The sequence below is a fragment of the Azonexus hydrophilus DSM 23864 genome (assembly GCF_000429605.1).
GTDB classification, from domain to species: domain Bacteria; phylum Pseudomonadota; class Gammaproteobacteria; order Burkholderiales; family Rhodocyclaceae; genus Azonexus; species Azonexus hydrophilus.
In genome coordinates this window covers 50711-67675 of record NZ_AUCE01000018.1, presented here as the reverse complement: position 1 = coordinate 67675, position 16965 = coordinate 50711, and the positions used below count along the sequence as shown (strand labels likewise).

The window sequence follows — 16965 nt, the reverse complement described above, 5'->3', positions numbered from 1 at the left end:
ACTTCTGCGATAATCGCCGACGATGCTTGCCTATATCTTCCGCCGCCTGTTGTACGCCTTGCCGATCCTGATCGGCGTCAACCTCATTACCTTCGCGCTGTTCTTCATCGTGAACACGCCGGACGACATGGCGCGCATGCAGCTTGGCGTCAAACGGGTGACGCCGGAGGCGATCGAGAAGTGGAAGCTTGATCGCGGCTACGACAAGCCCTTGTTCGTCAATGCGGCGGCCGGTGGTGTCGGTACGCTGACCGACACCATCTTCTTCGAGAAGTCGGTGCGCATGTTCGTCGGCGATTTCGGCCGGGCCGACGACGGTCGCGACATTGCCCGCGAAATCAAGGCGCGGATGTGGCCGTCGCTGGCAATTGCTTTACCGACCTTCATCCTCGGCCTGTTCGTGACCGTCAGCCTGGCCTTGCTGCTGGCTTTCTTCCGGGCGACGGCGCTGGATTTCTGGGGCGTCGTGCTGTGCGTCGCGCTGATGTCGATTTCCGGGCTGTTCTACATCATCGGCGGCCAGTACCTGATCGCCAAGGTGTGGAAACTGGTGCCCATTTCCGGTTTCGGCGACGGGCTCGACGCCTGGCGCTTCCTGATCCTGCCGGTGTTCATCGGCGTCGTTTCCGGGATCGGCTCGTCGACGCGCTGGTACCGGACCATCTTCCTTGAGGAAGTGTCGAAGGACTACGTGCGCACGGCCCGCGCCAAGGGGCTGGCCGAGACCGTGGTGTTCTTCCGCCACATCCTGCGCAACGCGATGATCCCGATCCTGACCGGCGTCGTCGTGGTCATTCCGCTGCTGTTCATGGGCTCGCTGCTGACCGAATCCTTCTTCGGCATTCCCGGGCTGGGCAGCTACACCATCGACGCGATCAACGCCCAGGACTTTGCCGTGGTCCGCTCGATGGTCTTCATCGGCTCGGTGCTGTACATCGTCGGCCTGATCCTGACCGACATTTCCTACACCCTGGTTGACCCGCGGATACGGTTCTCATGAGCGACTTCCAGATCGTCGTCCTGTGGTCCGATATCCTGGTCTGGCTGCTGCTGGCAGCCGGTATCGGGCTGGGTCTGCTGATTTCCCGCAGCCCGCCCTTGCTCGCCGCCTGGCGGCGGGTCGGCGCCAGCCGTCCGGGGATGGCGTCGGCGACGGTGCTGCTGGCCTTCGTGCTGGTCGGCCTGCTCGATTCGCTGCATTACCGCCCGGCGCTGGAAAGCCAGCCGGGCGAGCAGACGCAATACGCGATCGAGGTGCTGTCGGTGCTCGATGCGCTGGTCGGCCCCTTACGCACCGAAAACGAAAAGACCTATTCGTCGCCGCTGGCCACCCACCTGCATGCCAAGGAAACGACCGAGGTGCCCGGTGTCGGCACGGTGCGCGAATTCCCGCGCCTGAAGTTCGGCGGCGTCCATCTCGACGATCCGGCGCAACGAGGCGGCGATGTCGCCATGACCGCCTTGCGTGCGGTCGGCCTGGCGGCGCTCGTCTGGCTGGCCTTGGCCGCGCTGGTGGCGGCGCGTTGCGGTGGCTGGGCGGCGGTCTGGCGCGGGCGCACGCGCTTTGCCTGGAATGCCGTGCTGGCGACGCTCGGCGCGATGCTGCTGGTGCTGCTGCCGGTTTTCCTGCTGGCCGGCGATTACCACGTCTTCGGCACTGACAAGGTCGGCCAGGACGTGCTTTACCAGATTCTCAAGAGCGTGCGCACGGCGCTGATCATCGGCCTGGTGACGACGCTGGTGATGCTGCCGCTGGCGGTGGTGCTGGGCATCGTTGCCGGATATTTCCGGGGCTGGGTCGATGACCTGATCCAGTATCTGTATACCGTGCTGAACTCGATTCCCGGCGTGCTCTTGATCGCTGCTGCGGTACTGATGATGCAGGTGGTCATCGACACCCATCCGGAATGGTTCGCCACCGCCGCCGAGCGCGCCGACCTGCGCCTGCTGGCGCTCTGTTTCATCCTCGGCATCACTTCGTGGACCGGCCTGTGCCGCTTGCTGCGCGGCGAGACACTGAAGCTGCGCGAACTCGAATACATCCAGGCGGCGCAGGCCTTCGGCGTGTCGAACTGGCGGATCATCCTGCGCCACATCCTGCCCAACCTCATGCACATCGTCATCATCGCGCTGGTCATGGACTTTTCCGGGCTGGTGCTGGCCGAGGCGGTGCTGTCCTACGTCGGCATCGGCGTCGATCCGACGATGACCAGCTTCGGCACGATGATCAACAACGCGCGCATGGAGCTCGGCCGCGAGCCGGTCGTCTGGTGGTCGCTGGCGGCGGCCTTCAGCGCCATGTTCATCCTCGTGCTCGCCGCCAACCTGTTCGCCGACGCGGTCCGCGACGCATTCGACCCGAGGGCCGCCTGATGCTGCAAGTCAAGGATCTCCGTCTCGGCTTCGCCAGCGGCGAGCGGACACTGCTCGCCGTCGACGGCATTTCCTTCGCCATCGCACGCGGCGAAACCTTTGCCCTGCTGGGCGAATCGGGCTGCGGCAAGTCGGCCACCGCGCAGGGGCTGATGCGTCTCTTGCCGACGGCCGGGCGCATTGTCGGCGGTTCCGTGCAACTCGACGGCGAGGAATTGCTGGCGCGCTCCGAAGCCGAAATGCGCGCCTATCGCGGTGGGCGCATGGCGATGATCTTCCAGGAACCGGCGACCAGCCTGAACCCGGTGCTCACCGTCGGCCGCCAGATCGGCGAGGTGCTCGAACGCCATCGCGGCCTGCGCGGCGAGGCGGCGCGCGCGCGCATGCTCGACCTGCTGCGCCAGGTCGGCATCGCCGACCCCGAGCGCCGGCTCGACGAATATCCCTTCCAGTTGTCCGGCGGCATGAAGCAGCGGGTGATGATCGCCATCGCCCTGGCTGGCGAACCCGAATTGCTGATCGCCGACGAGCCGACGACGGCGCTCGACGTCACCGTGCAGGCGCAGATTCTCGACCTGCTGGCGCAACTGCAGGCCGAACGCGGCATGGGCATGCTGCTGATCACCCACGACCTCGGCGTGGTCGCCCGCATGGCCCATCGCATCGGCGTCATGTATGCCGGCGAACTGGTCGAAGTGGCCAGTCGCGAGGAATTTTTCACGACACCGCGCCATCCTTACACCCAGGCCTTGTTCGCCGCCTTGCCCGACATGACGCGGCGCGGCATGGCGCTGACCACGATTCCCGGCCAGGTGCCGTCGCTGGCGGCGATGCCGGCTGGTTGCCGGTTCGCCGACCGCTGCCCGCTGGTCATGCCGGTCTGCCGCGAGCAGTCGCCGGCCTGGCGCGAGGCGCAGCCCGGGCACGCGGTGCGCTGCCACTGGCAGGGCGCGCAGGCAGCGCCCGCCGTGGTTTCGTCCGTCGCCGATGCGCTGCCCAGCGGGCAGGCCCCGCTGCTCGACGTTGCCGACCTGAAAGTGCATTTCCCCATCCGCAAGGGCATCCTGCAGCGCACGGTCGGCCACGTGCATGCGGTCGATGGTGTGTCGCTGGCCATTTCGCCCGGCCGCACCCTGGCCCTGGTCGGCGAATCCGGTTGCGGCAAGACGACGGTGGGCAAGGCCCTGCTGCAGCTGATCCGGCCGACGGCGGGCAGCGTGCGGCTTGCTGGCGAGGAACTGACCGGCTTGTCCGGGCGCGATCTGCGCGCCGCGCGGCGGCAGTTGCAGATGATTTTCCAGGACCCGTTTGCTTCGCTCAACCCGCGTTTGCGCATCGGCGAAATCATCGCCGAAGGCATGACGGCGCTGGGTGTCGGGGGCGACGCAGCGGCGGCGGTGCGCGCGCTGTTGCAGCAGGTTGGTTTGCCGGACGACGCGGCCGAGCGCTTCCCGCACGAGTTCTCCGGCGGTCAGCGCCAGCGCATCGCCATCGCCCGCGCGCTGGCGGTGCAGCCGGCCTTGCTGGTCTGCGACGAGCCGACCTCGGCACTCGACGTTTCGGTGCAGGCGCAGATCCTCAACCTGCTCAAAACCCTGCAGGGCGAACTGGGCGTGGCCTACCTGTTCATCACCCACAACTTCGCCGTGGTCGAATACCTGGCGCACGACGTGGCGGTCATGTATCTCGGCCGTATCGTCGAGCGCGGTAGCGCCGACGAAGTGCTGGGCAATCCGCGTCACCCCTATACCCAGGCCCTGCTGTCGGCGGTGCCGGTTCCCCGGCTCGACGGTGCCGGCGAGCGCATCCGCCTGCCGGGTGAAACGCCGTCGCCAGCCAAGCCACCGTCAGGCTGTCATTTCCATCCGCGTTGCCCGCAGGCGACCGAGGTCTGCCGGGAGCGCTATCCCGATGGCAAGACCCTGAGCGACACGCATGTCGCGGTTTGCCACTGGGTGAACTGAGGGGCGCTGCCTACTTCTTGGTGTTTTTCTTGGTGGGCGTCGCCTTGACGACTTTTTTCGGTGCTGCCCGGCTGTTCTTGGCGGTGCCCGGTTTGCTGCTGGTCTTCTTGGTCAGCTTCTTTGCCTTGGGTTCCGGCTGGATGATGGCCGGCGACGACTCCATGCCCAGCATCCGCTGCAGGCCTTCCTGATTGCCGTTGCCCGGGATCAGTATCTTGGAGCCGGCAGCCAGGCGGACGTTGCCGGGCAGGCCGTTGGCCTGGATCAACTCGTTGGTGCTGACGCCGAGGCGGGCCGCAATTTCGCCGACGCGTTCGGCCGAGCGGACGGCATAGCCCTGCCATTGGGTGAGCGGGGCGGGGTGGTTGGCGAGGTTTTCGATGAAGGTGTCGACGCGATCGGCTGGCAAGACGACCGGCGTGTCTGCATTGATCACCGGGCGGTTGTGCGAGGGGTTGAGGTGGCGGAATTCCTCAAGCGTCATGTTGGCCAGGCGCGCTGCCGTCTTGACGTCCATCGGTCGGGGCGAGGCGGCGGTGGCCAGGTAGGTCTGGTTCGGAATGAACGGCAGGCCGAGCCGGGCGAAGGTTTCCGGGTTGCCGAGGATGTTCTTCAGCGCCTGCAGCTTGGGAACGTAGTGCCGGGTTTCCTTGGGCATCGTCAGGTTGGGGTAATCGGTCGGCAGGCCGCGTGCCTCGTTCTTTTCGATGGCTCGCTTGACCGCGCCTTCACCCCAGTTGTACGACGCCAGCGCCAGGTGCCAGTCGCCGTGCATCTCGTAGATGGTTTGCAGGTAGTCGAGCGCGGCATTGGTCGAGGCCATGACGTCGCGACGTTCGTCGCGCCACCAGTTCTGCTGCAGGTTGAAGCGCTTGCCGGTGGCCGGGATGAATTGCCACAGGCCGGAAGCGGCAGCCGGCGAATGGGCCATCGGGTTGAACGAGCTCTCGACCATCGGCAGCAGCGCCAGTTCGGTCGGCATGCCACGGGCTTCCAGTTCCTCGACGATGTGATGCAGGTAAGGCCGGCTGCGCTCGATCATCTGGCGCAATGCGCCGGGACGATTCTGGTACCACTGCTGGTAATGGAGAACGAGGTCGTCGTTCAGGTCGATCATGGCAAAGCCCTGGCGCAGCCGGTCCCAGAGATCGTGGGTACGCAGCGTCAGATCGATGGTCAGCGGCAATTCCGGCTGCGGCTGGATTTCCTGAACCTTGAACCCGTCCAGCGAAAGCATCTGCAGGCTCTCGGGGATCGCTGTCTTCAAACGCGGGTTGAAGTCGGTTTCGGCAAGCGCCGACAGGCTGGTAGTGCTGAACAGAAGCCCGAGAATCAGGCCGGCAAGGCGACGGGATGACGGCTGAACTTGGGAAAACGGCATTGACCGAGGCTCCGGGCGCGAAGTGGGGCAAACGCAGGATTATAACGGAGGAGAAAGCGTCAACTCGGTGTGGAAATGTAACACCGGCTACCGCCGCCCTTGTCGTTCACGCCTTGTCCCGGCTCAGGGCGCGCCAGGTCTCGCGGAAGATGAACTGCTCAACCTTCAGCCGCTGCTGCGCCGGGCAAGCGATTCGTACCACCAGCATCAGTTGCTTGGGGTCGGAAAAATCCCACAGCACCTTGCTGCGTGCCGACGGGAAGGCGATGAAACTCTCATCGGAAATTTTCCGGAAATGCGCTTCCGCCTCGGTCTGCCAGGTCCGGGTGGCTTCGTCGGCGGCGGCCAGGGCGGCAACCTCGACCTGATCGAGGTCGTGTGCCGCCCCTTCAGGGAGCGGCATCCGGAACAGATGGAGGACGTATTCTCCCGTCGGCGACGTGTTCTTCAGCGGGGTCGTCAGCAGCATTCCGTTGGGAAATTCGGCCACCTTTCCTGTCAGTTGCCCCGCGTATCCGAGTTCGGCCAGGGTGGTGGCAAACATGTCGATGTCGATGACCCGGCCGTTGAGCTGGTTGATCTCGATCAGGTCGCCGACCTTGAACGGACGAACCAGGGTGATGTAGAGATAGCCGAGCACGCACATCAGCAATTCCTTGCTGACGATCAGCATGGCGCCGGCGACCGCGGCCAGGGACAGGGCGAAGCCGGCGATGGTCGATGCCCAGACGGAAACGACGATGGTGAAGATCATGAACCAGATGACGTTTCTGGCCCAGACCAGATGCAGGCGCCGTTTTTCTGCCGAAATCTCTCCCCGGGAGAGGTAGCGGGCCCACAGATGGGAGAACAGCATGCCGATGGCGATCAGCGCGACAGTGGCGATCACCTTTTCCCATTGGCCGGGAATGGCGTTGAAGAGGTCGGTCAGTGTCGACATGGTTCAATCCGGATTTGCTGTTAATTTCGAAGTGTCGATCATCGGCGGCAGTATTTATCAAAAGAACTTCCTTGCCTACCCTGTATCGAACGATTGGCGGCGGATAGGCGGCGGCCTGGAAATGACCATCAACCGAGGAGACCCGGATGTTTTCCATTTACGGCATGACAGGTCAGGTGTTCAGTGGCAGCCTGGAGGCGATGAACCGCGTTCACCCGCTGCTTCAGGCACGTCGGGCACGCGGGGTCAGCCGCGATGGTGACGAGATCGGGGCAGAGAGTGTGGCGACACCATTGGCGCAGGAAGCCGTCTCGGCCTATCGGAAAATGCTGCCCGCCGATCTTGAGCGGGGGCCGCTGTTCCATGCCGCGCAGATCATGAGCCGGCCCGTCGCCGTCGTCGAGCACATGAGTTCAGTCGTGGATGCCTGGCATCTGCTGCAGGAACGCCAGATACATCAGGCGCCGGTCCTCGACGAAACACGGCGGCTGATCGGTCTGGTGACCGAACGCGATTTGCTGACGGTGATCGATATCGAGGGGGAACGCGTACTGGAAAACCTCAAGCGACGCGTCAGCGACGTGATGACTTCCCCGGTTGTCGCTGCCGCGCCGGTCACCGACATCAGGCGCATCGCGGACGTGATGATCCAGAGCGGGCTGAGTGCCGTGCCGATCCTCAATGAGGGGGAACGGATCGTCGGCATCGTTTCGCGGACGGATATCCTGCGTGCCGTGATGACGGACCCACCGTTGAGTCTTTGGCGTTGAAGGTTCGTGCGCCGAAAATGATGTGCTGAGCGACGTGGATTCAGACCGATGCACGATTCAGCAATATGCTCAGTTCAGGGTAGTAACCGAGGCGGCTGATGCTGATGAGCTTGCCGATGCGCAGCGATTCGGCAACTTCGCGGGCGGCAGCAGATTGTTCGATCAGGACCGGAAAGTGAATGGCTGGATCGAGCATCGAGAATATTTCCCTGAGCACTTTGCCGCAGGCCTGGTAACAACGTGGGTCGAGCTGGGTTGTCTGGTCTCCCTGGTCACACGCATCAAGGTAAGCCGCAGCGCTGATCGCCGATACGGCAAGGACGTCGATATTGTCCGGAGTGAAGTGACGCATGGTGACTCTCCTTGGATGAGGGTCTGAAACGATTACCCTGTGTGAGTTAACGCGTGATTTTCAGGAAAGTTGAGGGGAATCGTTGTGCACTCAATAGCGGATGACGGCGCGATTCTTTCTGCCTATTGTTCGACGAAGGCCCGTTCGATGACATAGTCACCCATCTCACCGATGTGCGGTGAGATTTTGAAGCCGAAGCCGTCGAGCATGGCGGAAACTTCCTTGAGCATGGCCGGGCTGCCACAGATCATGCCGCGGTCCGTGGCTGGGTCGAGCGGGGTTTCGCCGATGTCTGCAAACAGCTTGCCGGAAAGGATCAACTCGGTTTGCCGGCCTTCGTTGCGGAACGGCTCGCGGGTGACGGTCGGGTAGTAAATCAGTTTTTCGCGGATTTCATCACCCAGGTATTCGTGATTCCTGAGATCTTCTTCGATGTAGTCGTGATAGGCCAGTTCGTTGGTCCGGCGGACGCCGTGGATCAGGATCACCTTGTCAAAACGCTCATAGGTTTCCGGATCGTGAATCAGGCTCATGAAGGGGGCCAGGCCGGTGCCGGTGGCGAACAGGAACAGCCGCTTTCCCGGCTTCAGGTCGCGCAGGACAAGCGTGCCGGTTGGCTTGCGGCTGACTAGGAGCTTGTCACCCGGTTGCAGGTGTTGCAGGCGTGAGGTGAGCCGACCGTCCGGTACCTTGATGCTGAAAAACTCCAGATGTTCTTCGTAATTGGCGCTGGCGACACTGTAGGCACGCATCACCGGCCGGCCGTTGACTTCCAGACCGATGGTCACGAATTGTCCGTTGGTGAAACGCAGGCCGGGATCACGCGTGGTGCGGAAGCTGAATAGGCTGTCGTTCCAGTGGTGAACGGAAATGACCGTTTCGTGATTGAAGTTGCTCATGGTGAGGTCCGGTGGGAGGCAATGGTTTCAGCATAGGTGTTGTGCGTTAAATCAAAAAGCGGATAATTTGGCTATTGCTTATCTGCTGAGTCGATATGAGACTGACACTGCGTCAACTGGAGATCTTTGCCGCGGTGGCTCGCAGCGAGAATGTTTCGCAGGCAGCCGGGCGTCTTGCCATGTCGCAATCGGCGGCTAGCAGCGCATTGGTCGAACTGGAGCGTTTGTACGACTGTCCGTTGTTCGACCGGATTGGCAAGAGCCTGCACCTGAACAGTGCCGGGCGCGGGCTGTTACCGCTGGCCGAGAGCTTGATCGGGCAGGCCCGGGAACTTGAGGATTACCTGTCTGGCGGGCGGCCGGGGCCGCTGAATGTTGGCGCGACGCTGACGATCGGCAACTACCTGGCAACGCTGATTGTGGTCGACTACATGAAACAGTATCCGCAATCACCGGTGCAACTGCAGGTCGCCAATTCCGAAACCGTGGTCGAGCGCCTGCTGCGTTTCGAATGCGATCTCGGCTTGATCGAAGGCGAGGTGGTTCACCCTGATCTGGTGGTCGAACCCTGGCTGGCCGACGAATTGGTGGTTTTCTGCGCGCCCGGGCACGTGCTCGCTGGTAGCGCCAAGGTCGACAATGCCGCCTTGTCGGAACACGCCTGGATATTGCGCGAACCGGGATCGGGAACGCGCAGCCAGTTCAACCGCTGTATTGGCAGTCGGATGACCGAGTTCCGCTTGGGCCTGGAACTGGAGCATACCGAGGCGATCAAGCGCGCCGTCGAGTCGGGTCTCGGGCTGGGTTGCCTGTCGCGCTTGTCCCTGCGCGAGGCATTCCGGCGAGGCAGCCTGATCGAACTGCCGACGCCGCAATTTGACCTGCGCCGGCATTTTTATTTTGCCAGCCACCGGCGCCGCAATACGGGGGCGGCGGGTCGTCTGTTCAGGCAGGCCTGCCTTGCCGCCAGCGCAGGCGCCAGCAGTACAGGCGATCTTGCTTTGCCCTTCATCCGCTGAGGGGGGGCTGGGGTCATTCAAAACAAAACGCCTTGTAGTGTCGTGGAACCCACGATGCTACAAGGCGTTAATGTATGTTGGCGGAGTGGACGGGGCTCGAACCCGCGACCCCCGGCGTGACAGGCCGGTATTCTAACCAACTGAACTACCACTCCGCGCTAAAGCTTGGCGTCCCCACGGGGATTCGAACCCCGGTACCTACCGTGAAAGGGTAGTGTCCTAGGCCTCTAGACGATGGGGACCCGGACTGCGCAAACTTGTCGATTCGGTGCCTGGTGGAGGTAAGCGGGATCGAACCGCTGACCTCTTGCATGCCATGCAAGCGCTCTCCCAGCTGAGCTATACCCCCAGTTCAGAGAGACAGCCGAATCTTTGCTTCATGCCGTCGCCGTCGCGACTGGCAGAAAACAAACCGGATCAACCGGATTTGTAAATTGGCGGAGTGGACGGGGCACTACAGCCAATTCTAAAAATTCTTAAAAATCAAAAACTTGGCTAGAAACTTTTGACTGGATTTGTCCGTCTTTTGTACCCAGTTGCTGTCTCCAGCGCGGCGCGAACTATAGCACAGGTTTTTTGCGATTGGGTAGAGGGTTGATCGATTTTCTGAGAATGCTTTCAGCCGCAGCGCGAGGAAAAGATCGTTCAAGAGCCTTCGGAACCGCTACCGATCTGACCAACCAATCTTCTAAAGGAGAGCAGGCATGGTCCGGGGGCAACAGGCCACAAGCGGTAGTTGGTTCATTCAGGTGAGTTCTAACCTGCACGGCTGCTGCGCTCGGAAACCTGCAGAAAGGCCTACGGAAGGAGCTCGGTCAATGATGTCGTTGGACCTTCGTTCGGTATCGGGCAGGAATGGGGGCTCACCTGCCGTTCGGGTTGAAATCGATCTAATGGTAGCTTCTCGAGTCAGCGAATTCACACTTATCCCCAATCCGGACTTTAGCCTCTCTGGAGGTGGCAAGCTTAGCTTATTGAGCGCAGTAGAATCTTCTGCGAGTTCAGCGCTTGGCTGCTCATGGCCGTGTGTGCGTCGAGGGCATCCATGATGGAGAAAACGATGGCCTGTGAAAGGTCCGGTGAATTGGCGAATTACTCCTTGGAGTTGTTCGCTGCCTGCTGTGCCAGGGGTTCTGAATCGCCTCGCCAACGCAACCCCCTTGGTTGCCAGTTTTGTCTCTTGTTTTTTCACCTCCTCAGGCTCAAAACCGTCTACCCACTCGCAATAGCCATTCACGCTCCAGCCTGAAGCCGTTCCGGGCAACGGTGTCACTGCCATACCGTAGTGATAGCACCGTATTCTGGTCAAAAAAATAGCTGCCCCCCAGCATCAGGCGCTTGTTTCTCACCTCGTCATTTTGCTCGACGCCGTTGATGCGCGTCTCACCACCGGCGTTGGTCTGTGCACCTGCCATCAGCTCCCATTGCTGCGCCACGCGCCAACGCAGGTAGCCGGTGAGCGCGACGGAAACGTCCTGCTTGCGTTCGCGACCGACTAGATAGTCCTTGTTGGTACCATGAAAGGTGAGTTCAGGGATCAACTCAAGCCGCAGTGTGCTGGCAAGCGGCGTCGACCAACCTGCAGCAATCGACAGCTTTCGGCGGTTCTCGCCGATATTGAGAACACGCCGGTTGCTGTAATGACCGGTGGGCTCAAACCATGCCAGGGTTATGCCGAGATATTCGCCGCGCTCTCGGTCGGCCAGCGGCCAGATGGTGGTTGACAGACGCACATCGCCGGCACCCCGCGCTTCGCGGCCAAAGACCGCCGGCATCGTTCCCTCGGTCAACTGCGCCTTCGACCACAATGGCGTAACCGACCAGGCCCACGTCTTGCCGCCGACAAGACCATAGCCGCTGAAACGTAGCGCTACGGTGCCCGCATCCACGGTAGCGCGGTTACTCCGGCTGCCCGCACGATAGGGACCTTCCAGGCGACGGTCGTAAAAATAGGTGGTAACTCCATATTGGCCCGGCTGTAGCGCGACATAATCGCCCGGCAGGATGTCGAGGGCTGCCGCGTGGACAGGCGTAACGCCGTAGATCGTCGCAACAGCCAGCAGACAGCCAGCAAGGAATGATGGATTCATGGTGATGCGGGAATGGTCAAAGTAAAGGAGGTTTCGCTGCCGGTCTTACTGGCAAGCTGAATCGTGCCTCCGTGCAATTTCGCTACTTGATCGACAAGAAAGAGACCCAAGCCGGCACCCGGCGTGCTCTGGCTGTTACGACCACGAAAGTATTTATCGAAGAGTCGAGGCTGCTCGTCGGCCGGAATTCCGGGGCCATCGTCAGCGACACGAAAAGCCACGCCGCCGTTGGCCAGACCTTCCACTGAAAATCTCACGGGGTGACCAGGCGGCGTAAAGCGTAGCGCGTTTGCAAGGAGGTTGGCGAGTGCTACGCGTAGCAATGCCGGATCGCAGAATACTGTTGACGGCACATTGTGCTGCCGAAGCTCTATACGCTGTGTCTGCAGACCACCTAATACAGCAGCAAGGATTTCTTCGAGGCGAACCGATCCCGGCGCAAAGCGGCGAATCTGCCCTTCCATCCGGTCGCGCGTCAGAAACTCGTCCATCAGTGCCGTAAGGCGTGAGACTGCTGCACGTATATTCGCGCAGCGCTCCGACGTCTTTTCCGACTCAGCCTGTGGTTGACCAGCAATACGCTGGGCGCTGGTATCGATGATGGCCAGCGGCGTACGGAACTCGTGGGCGACCATCGCCATGAATTCCTGCTGTTGCTCGAGTGCCAGCTGTTCGGACTCCAGTCGGATTGCCGCCTGCTCCAGAGCATGTCTCTCGCGCTGGGCATGGCGTACTCGCTCGGCCAAGGCGAAGTTGAGCAATACGACATGAATGGCTGTGGCGGCCAGAATGAAATGGTCGAGTTGCACATCCAGCGGCCATAGACCCAGATTGCGCGAGAGCGCGGCGATCACGATCAAAAGCTGCGTACTGAAGGCCAGCACATACAACCAGAGATGCTTTTGTCCTCGCCATAGCAGCCAGGGACCGGCAGCGGTGATGGAGATGGTGGCGGTCAGTGCCACGAATTGCACCAGCGGCGCCACGGCAGCCCAATGCCCCGCCGCAGCGACCAGCGCCGCCGTGGCATAAATCGCCAGAATCACGGGAATCACCCGGCCGATACGCGGAAAGCTTTGCCGCAACTCGAGCACACGATCAAAGAACAACAGCCCGACCAGAAAGGTAAACGCAGCCATGAAGCCAATTGACCGATCGGCCAGCACCGGCCACTGCGGCCACAGCCATTGGGTTGCAAAACCACTGTTTGCCAGATTCAGGACCAGCAGGGTGACGAGATATACCGTGTAGGAACGATAAATACCCTCACGCAACCAAACCCAGAACACCAGATTTGAGAGCACCCCCAATGCAATCAGGCCAAATACCAGCCAGTAGAACGCGTTCTCGATCTGCGTGTTGGCCAACAGCCCATTGCGTTGCCAAAGGTGAAGTGTCTCCACCATCATAGTGCTGGTAGTCTTGACCCTGAGATAAGCAGTCACCGGTTGGCTATCAGCCAAATGAAACGGAAACACCAGTAGCCGATGCGGAATTGGCCGCTCCGCATAAGGAAAACGGTCTCCCAGTTGTAGCGATGCGAAGCCGCCACCAGCGCTGGGCAGAAACAGCGTAACGTCATCCAGATAAGGCATGCCTACTTCCAGCAGCCAATCCGGCGGCGCATCGGTTGCACGTTCCAGCGTAAAACGCAGCCAGCATGTGTCGCTGCTATACCCCTTGATCAACAGTTCCGGCAAGGCGACGAATTCGCTTGCCCGGTCAGGCCGGGCAAGCTCTTCGATCGTGGCACTATCATCAGCCAGGCAATGCGCCGCCAGATTTCCCGACAGTTTCACCGGCGCATGCAGCCCCGTTGCCGGTTCGAGCACGAGCGCCCAGGCCGCAAGCGGCCCGGCCAGAAAAAACCACAAGATCAAACGAAAGAAGCACTGCAACACACTCAGATTTCCTCAGATATGCTCGCGCTGGCTCATGCCAGAATCACGATTATGGCAAACATTATCCTGCTGGAAGACGAAAGCGTGCTCCGGGCCGAACTAGCCGACTTCCTCGGCGAGCAAGGTCATTGCGTCGATACGGCCGGCAGTATCGGCGAATTCGAGCAGAAATTTTGCCCGGAACGGCAACTCATTGCCATCGTTGATCTGGGATTGCCCGACGGGGAAGGTCTCGATCTCATTACCCGGCTCAGGGAGGATGGCGACCGCATCGGCATCATCGTCGCCACTGCAAGAAGTGGAGGACGCAACAAGGCAAAAGGGTTGATTCAGGGTGCCGACCATTACCTCAGCAAACCCTTCGAGCTTGACGAACTGGCAGCCACGATCACTGCACTCGCCCGCCGCCTCGAAGATGGCGCCATCCGGCCGCGCTGGCTACTCGACACCCTGCGCTGCCAATTGACTCCACCCGGCAAGGCCGCCATTGACCTTACTTCGCAAAGCTACATCGTTTTTCGCACCATCGTCAGCGGTGCAGGCAAACCCGTCAGCCGACGCAAAATAGTCGAGGCACTGGGTGAAAACTACCTGCATTACGACCAACGCCGCCTCGATACTCAGATGTATCAATTGCGCAAGCTGGTTCTGGACGCCTGCGGAATGGACCTGCCGGTCGCTACCGCACGGGGGCGAGGCTACCAAATCACCGAGGCAGTCGATTTGCGCGGTTAATTCCCTCTCAGATTTCCTCAGTTTCACCCCATCTCTTTTCCCTAGCATGGCAATTGCCTGAAGCCGGGCTTGGCAAGCCTCCCGGCCATGCCATGACGCTCGCAAAACGGGCCTTTCTTGAGGGAACCGAAAATGAAACAAATCCATCTGATCGCCTCGGCCTCCGGCCTGCTGCTCCTGCTTTCGGGCTGCGCCAGTTTACCCGAGCCGATGAGCCAGGCTGAGATCAAGGCCATTGCCCAAGCCGACCGTGAAGAGGCGCGCAAAGATGTCGCCCCGCTCATTGCGCCGCTCACCCTCGAAGAGGCCATTGCCCGCGGCCTAAAGTACAACCTCGACCACCGCACACGCTTGCTTGAACAGGCACTCGCCAGCGGGCAACTCGAAGCCGGTGGTTTCGACATGCTGCCGCGGGTACTTGCGAGCGCTGGCTATCGAAGCCGGGACAACAGTTCCAACAGCTTCGCGCCGATTCCCGGTACCGATAAACCCTCCAGCACCGAGTCGCCGATCAGCGCTGACCGCACGCACACCACCAGCGACCTCGGCTTATCCTGGAACATTCTTGACTTCGGCATTTCCTATTACAACAGCAAACAGAACGCCGACCGTGTGCTGGTCGCTGCCGAACGCCGACGCAAGGCCATGCATGTGTTGATCCAGAGCATCCGCTCCGCTTTCTGGCGCGTTGCCAGCGCCCAGCGCCTGCAGGCCGAGGTGAACAATACCATCAGGGAAGCAGAGGCTTCCCTGGCCGATGCGCGCAAGGTCAGCGAGGAGCGTATCAAGGCACCTGCCGACGCACTGCGCTACCAGCGCGCCCTGCTCGAGAACCTGCGCACTCTCGAAAGCATCCAGCGCGAAATGGCCACTGCCCGTATCGAACTGGCCCAGCTCATCAATGTCCCGGCAGGCAGTCTGATTCGTGTTGCCGAGCCTGCCAGCTTCCTGCTGGAAGACCGCCTCATGCGCGTCGACGTGACTCGCATGGAAGAACTTGCCATGGCGCACAACGCCGATATTCGTGAGCAGGTATACAACGCACGCATCGCCGCCACGGAAACCCGTAAGGCGCTGCTGCGTCTGTTCCCGGCACTGACCGTCAGCTTCACGGGCAAGCACGATTCCAACAGCTTCCTAGTTAACCAGAGCTGGCAGGAGGTCGCTGCGCAGGTCAGCTTCAACCTCATCAACCTACTTTCCGGCCCCAGCCAGATGGATGTCGCCGAAGCCGGCGTGCGTCTTGCCGAACAGCGCCGTGTTGCCATGCAGATGGCAGTATTTACCCAGTTGCATCTGGCGCGCCAGGATTTTGAAACAGCACTACGCCAATTCATGCGTTCCGACGCCATTTGGGAAGTCGATCGTCAGCTGTACGAGATGACCGCCAAGGGCGAAGCCCAGCAGACGCAAGGCGCCCAAGCCCGGGTTGCCGCGCGTACCGGCGCCATTCTTTCGCTGCTGCGTCGCTACCAGACACTGGCCCAGGCTCACGCTGCCGCTTCGCGCCTACAAGCCAGCATCGGGCTGGAGCCGCAGATCGGCAATCTCGACGCAATCTCTCTGCCCGAGCTGACCCAGACCATTGCCAAGACACTGGCTGACTGGGAGCGGCTCGACCAGTTTCCGCCAGAGGGCTCCATCGTCCCCGAGCCAATGCCAAGCCCCCCGCATGCCGAAGCCACACCAGTACCAACGCCGCTCGCAGCGACTGAAGCAGCCGGAGAAGCCGGCAGCGAAACCGCTATCGTCCAGCAACAGCAGCGCTGATGGCACGCTGGTTAGTCTTGCTGGTCACCTCGGCATGTGGCCTGGCCAGTGCGCAACCAGCGCAGCAGGCCTCTATCGTTCCTGCTGCGCTGGAGCGCGCTGACATCCGAGCGCAACTCTCGCCGCGCCGTTTCACTACGCTCTCCGCCGAAATTCCGGCGCGGCTGGCACGCATCGCGGTCAAGGAGGGCGATGCTTTCAAATCCGGCCAGACGCTCGCCCAGCTCGACTGCAGCCTGCAAGCCTCGGCCCGTGACCGCGCCCGGGCGGCGCTCGGCGGTGCTCAAAAGACGTTCTCAGCGCAAAAACGCCTAGATGAGTTGAACGCCACCGGCAAACTCGAAGTACAAACCGCTCAGGCGGAAGTCGACAAGCTCAAGGCCGAACTGGCGCAGATCAATACGACCTTGAGCAAATGCACGATCACCGCCCCATTCGCCGGGCGCGTGGCGGATCAGAAGGCGCGTGAGAACCAGTACGTTCAGGCCGGTCAACCGATTCTCGACATCCTCGATGACTCGACCCTGGAGCTGGAATTCATCGTTCCCTCGAAATGGCTACGCTGGCTCAAGGCCGGCCACAAATTTGAAGTGGAAATCGACGAGACGGGCAAGAAATATCCGGCCCATATCCAGCGTCTCGGGGCGCGCATCGACCCCGTCAGCCAAAGCCTCAAGGCCAGCGCCGTGATCGACGGCAAATACCCAGAACTCCTTGCCGGCATGAGCGGCCGTTTGCTGCTCAGCCCACCGCAATAAATCTCCCCGGAGA

14 protein-coding genes and 3 tRNA genes are annotated in these 16965 nt (G+C 61.4%); 8 read left to right on the top strand and 9 right to left on the bottom strand.

The features are described from left to right. The first annotated feature begins 22 nt into the window (after positions 1–22). Genes G471_RS0110340 through G471_RS0110330 form a run of 3 tightly spaced genes read left to right on the top strand, consistent with a single transcriptional unit; the run spans position 23 to position 4337 of the window. Positions 23–1000 carry an ABC transporter permease gene (locus G471_RS0110340; RefSeq protein WP_028995275.1) on the top strand — a complete coding sequence of 326 codons (978 nt, stop codon included), beginning with the start codon at positions 23–25 and terminating at the stop codon, positions 998–1000. Then, positions 997–2373, top strand: a complete 1377-nt coding sequence (locus G471_RS0110335; protein ID WP_028995274.1) for an ABC transporter permease — start codon at positions 997–999, stop codon at positions 2371–2373. Before G471_RS0110340 ends, G471_RS0110335 begins: the two co-directional genes overlap by 4 nt. Next, positions 2373–4337 (top strand): ABC transporter ATP-binding protein, encoded by a 1965-nt coding sequence (locus G471_RS0110330; protein ID WP_028995273.1) that lies wholly within the window; start codon positions 2373–2375, stop codon positions 4335–4337. The genes G471_RS0110335 and G471_RS0110330 overlap by 1 nt, the downstream gene beginning before the upstream one ends. Positions 4338–4347: 10 nt before the next feature. On the opposite strand, the gene G471_RS17370 is transcribed toward G471_RS0110330, so the two are convergent. Further along, complete coding sequence (locus G471_RS17370) at positions 4348–5718, bottom strand: transglycosylase SLT domain-containing protein (protein WP_051295436.1); 1371 nt, start codon at positions 5716–5718, stop codon at positions 4348–4350. 106 nt (positions 5719–5824) lie between these two features. Beyond that, complete coding sequence (locus G471_RS17365) at positions 5825–6658, bottom strand: mechanosensitive ion channel family protein (RefSeq protein ID WP_043421487.1); 834 nt, start codon at positions 6656–6658, stop codon at positions 5825–5827. A gap of 146 nt (positions 6659–6804) precedes the next feature. On the opposite strand from G471_RS17365, the gene G471_RS0110315 reads away from it, so the two are divergent. Continuing rightward, complete coding sequence (locus G471_RS0110315) at positions 6805–7428, top strand: CBS domain-containing protein (RefSeq protein WP_028995272.1); 624 nt, start codon at positions 6805–6807, stop codon at positions 7426–7428. Positions 7429–7468: 40 nt separating this feature from the next. On the opposite strand, the gene G471_RS19150 is transcribed toward G471_RS0110315, so the two are convergent. Together G471_RS19150 and G471_RS0110305 are read right to left on the bottom strand one after the other, a co-directional pair. Further along, positions 7469–7780, bottom strand: a complete 312-nt coding sequence (locus tag G471_RS19150) for a hypothetical protein (RefSeq protein WP_157272503.1) — start codon at positions 7778–7780, stop codon at positions 7469–7471. A 122-nt stretch (positions 7781–7902) separates the two neighbouring features. After that, positions 7903–8679 (bottom strand): ferredoxin--NADP reductase, encoded by a 777-nt coding sequence (locus G471_RS0110305; protein ID WP_028995271.1) that lies wholly within the window; start codon positions 8677–8679, stop codon positions 7903–7905. Positions 8680–8774: 95 nt separating this feature from the next. On the opposite strand from G471_RS0110305, the gene G471_RS0110300 reads away from it, so the two are divergent. After that, positions 8775–9698, top strand: coding sequence for a LysR substrate-binding domain-containing protein (locus G471_RS0110300; RefSeq protein WP_028995270.1), 924 nt, complete (start codon positions 8775–8777; stop codon positions 9696–9698). Positions 9699–9776: 78 nt separating this feature from the next. Here the strand turns inward: G471_RS0110300 and G471_RS0110295 are convergent. The 5 genes from G471_RS0110295 to G471_RS0110275 all read right to left on the bottom strand — a co-directional run bounded on the left by G471_RS0110295 (position 9777) and on the right by G471_RS0110275 (position 13689). Then, positions 9777–9853, bottom strand: a tRNA-Asp gene (locus G471_RS0110295). 11 nt (positions 9854–9864) lie between these two features. Continuing rightward, positions 9865–9940 (bottom strand) — tRNA-Glu (locus tag G471_RS0110290). 31 nt (positions 9941–9971) lie between these two features. Next, a tRNA-Ala gene (locus tag G471_RS0110285) sits at positions 9972–10047 on the bottom strand. A gap of 853 nt (positions 10048–10900) precedes the next feature. Next, entirely contained in the window at positions 10901–11788 is an 888-nt protein-coding gene (locus G471_RS0110280; RefSeq protein ID WP_028995269.1) for a transporter, read from the bottom strand. Next, a complete protein-coding gene (locus G471_RS0110275) occupies positions 11785–13689 on the bottom strand; it encodes a sensor histidine kinase (protein WP_081700216.1) in 1905 nt (634 codons plus the stop codon). The genes G471_RS0110280 and G471_RS0110275 overlap by 4 nt, the downstream gene beginning before the upstream one ends. An 18-nt stretch (positions 13690–13707) precedes the next feature. Between G471_RS0110275 and G471_RS19145 the strand changes: the two genes are divergently transcribed. The 3 genes from G471_RS19145 to G471_RS0110260 all read left to right on the top strand — a co-directional run bounded on the left by G471_RS19145 (position 13708) and on the right by G471_RS0110260 (position 16952). Beyond that, positions 13708–14424, top strand: a complete 717-nt coding sequence (locus G471_RS19145) for a response regulator transcription factor (protein WP_051295435.1) — start codon at positions 13708–13710, stop codon at positions 14422–14424. A gap of 132 nt (positions 14425–14556) precedes the next feature. After that, entirely contained in the window at positions 14557–16194 is a 1638-nt protein-coding gene (locus G471_RS17360) for a TolC family protein (RefSeq protein WP_081700214.1), read from the top strand. Then, on the top strand, positions 16194–16952 hold the full coding sequence (locus G471_RS0110260; RefSeq protein ID WP_043421449.1) for an efflux RND transporter periplasmic adaptor subunit: 759 nt from the start codon (positions 16194–16196) through the stop codon (positions 16950–16952). Before G471_RS17360 ends, G471_RS0110260 begins: the two co-directional genes overlap by 1 nt. Positions 16953–16965: the final 13 nt, after the last annotated feature.

What these genes read in the sequence shown, in the direction of transcription:
- G471_RS0110340 (WP_028995275.1), top strand. Translation starts at nt 23, where the DNA reads ATGCTTGCCTATATCTTCCGCCGCCTGTTGTACGCCTTGCCGATCCTG.
- G471_RS0110335 (WP_028995274.1), top strand. Translation starts at nt 997, where the DNA reads ATGAGCGACTTCCAGATCGTCGTCCTGTGGTCCGATATCCTGGTCTGG.
- G471_RS0110330 (WP_028995273.1), top strand. Translation starts at nt 2,373, where the DNA reads ATGCTGCAAGTCAAGGATCTCCGTCTCGGCTTCGCCAGCGGCGAGCGG.
- G471_RS17370 (WP_051295436.1), bottom strand. Translation starts at nt 5,718, where the DNA reads ATGCCGTTTTCCCAAGTTCAGCCGTCATCCCGTCGCCTTGCCGGCCTG.
- G471_RS17365 (WP_043421487.1), bottom strand. Translation starts at nt 6,658, where the DNA reads ATGTCGACACTGACCGACCTCTTCAACGCCATTCCCGGCCAATGGGAA.
- G471_RS0110315 (WP_028995272.1), top strand. Translation starts at nt 6,805, where the DNA reads ATGTTTTCCATTTACGGCATGACAGGTCAGGTGTTCAGTGGCAGCCTG.
- G471_RS19150 (WP_157272503.1), bottom strand. Translation starts at nt 7,780, where the DNA reads ATGCGTCACTTCACTCCGGACAATATCGACGTCCTTGCCGTATCGGCG.
- G471_RS0110305 (WP_028995271.1), bottom strand. Translation starts at nt 8,679, where the DNA reads ATGAGCAACTTCAATCACGAAACGGTCATTTCCGTTCACCACTGGAAC.
- G471_RS0110300 (WP_028995270.1), top strand. Translation starts at nt 8,775, where the DNA reads ATGAGACTGACACTGCGTCAACTGGAGATCTTTGCCGCGGTGGCTCGC.
- G471_RS0110280 (WP_028995269.1), bottom strand. Translation starts at nt 11,788, where the DNA reads ATGAATCCATCATTCCTTGCTGGCTGTCTGCTGGCTGTTGCGACGATC.
- G471_RS19145 (WP_051295435.1), top strand. Translation starts at nt 13,708, where the DNA reads ATGCTCGCGCTGGCTCATGCCAGAATCACGATTATGGCAAACATTATC.
- G471_RS17360 (WP_081700214.1), top strand. Translation starts at nt 14,557, where the DNA reads ATGAAACAAATCCATCTGATCGCCTCGGCCTCCGGCCTGCTGCTCCTG.
- G471_RS0110260 (WP_043421449.1), top strand. Translation starts at nt 16,194, where the DNA reads ATGGCACGCTGGTTAGTCTTGCTGGTCACCTCGGCATGTGGCCTGGCC.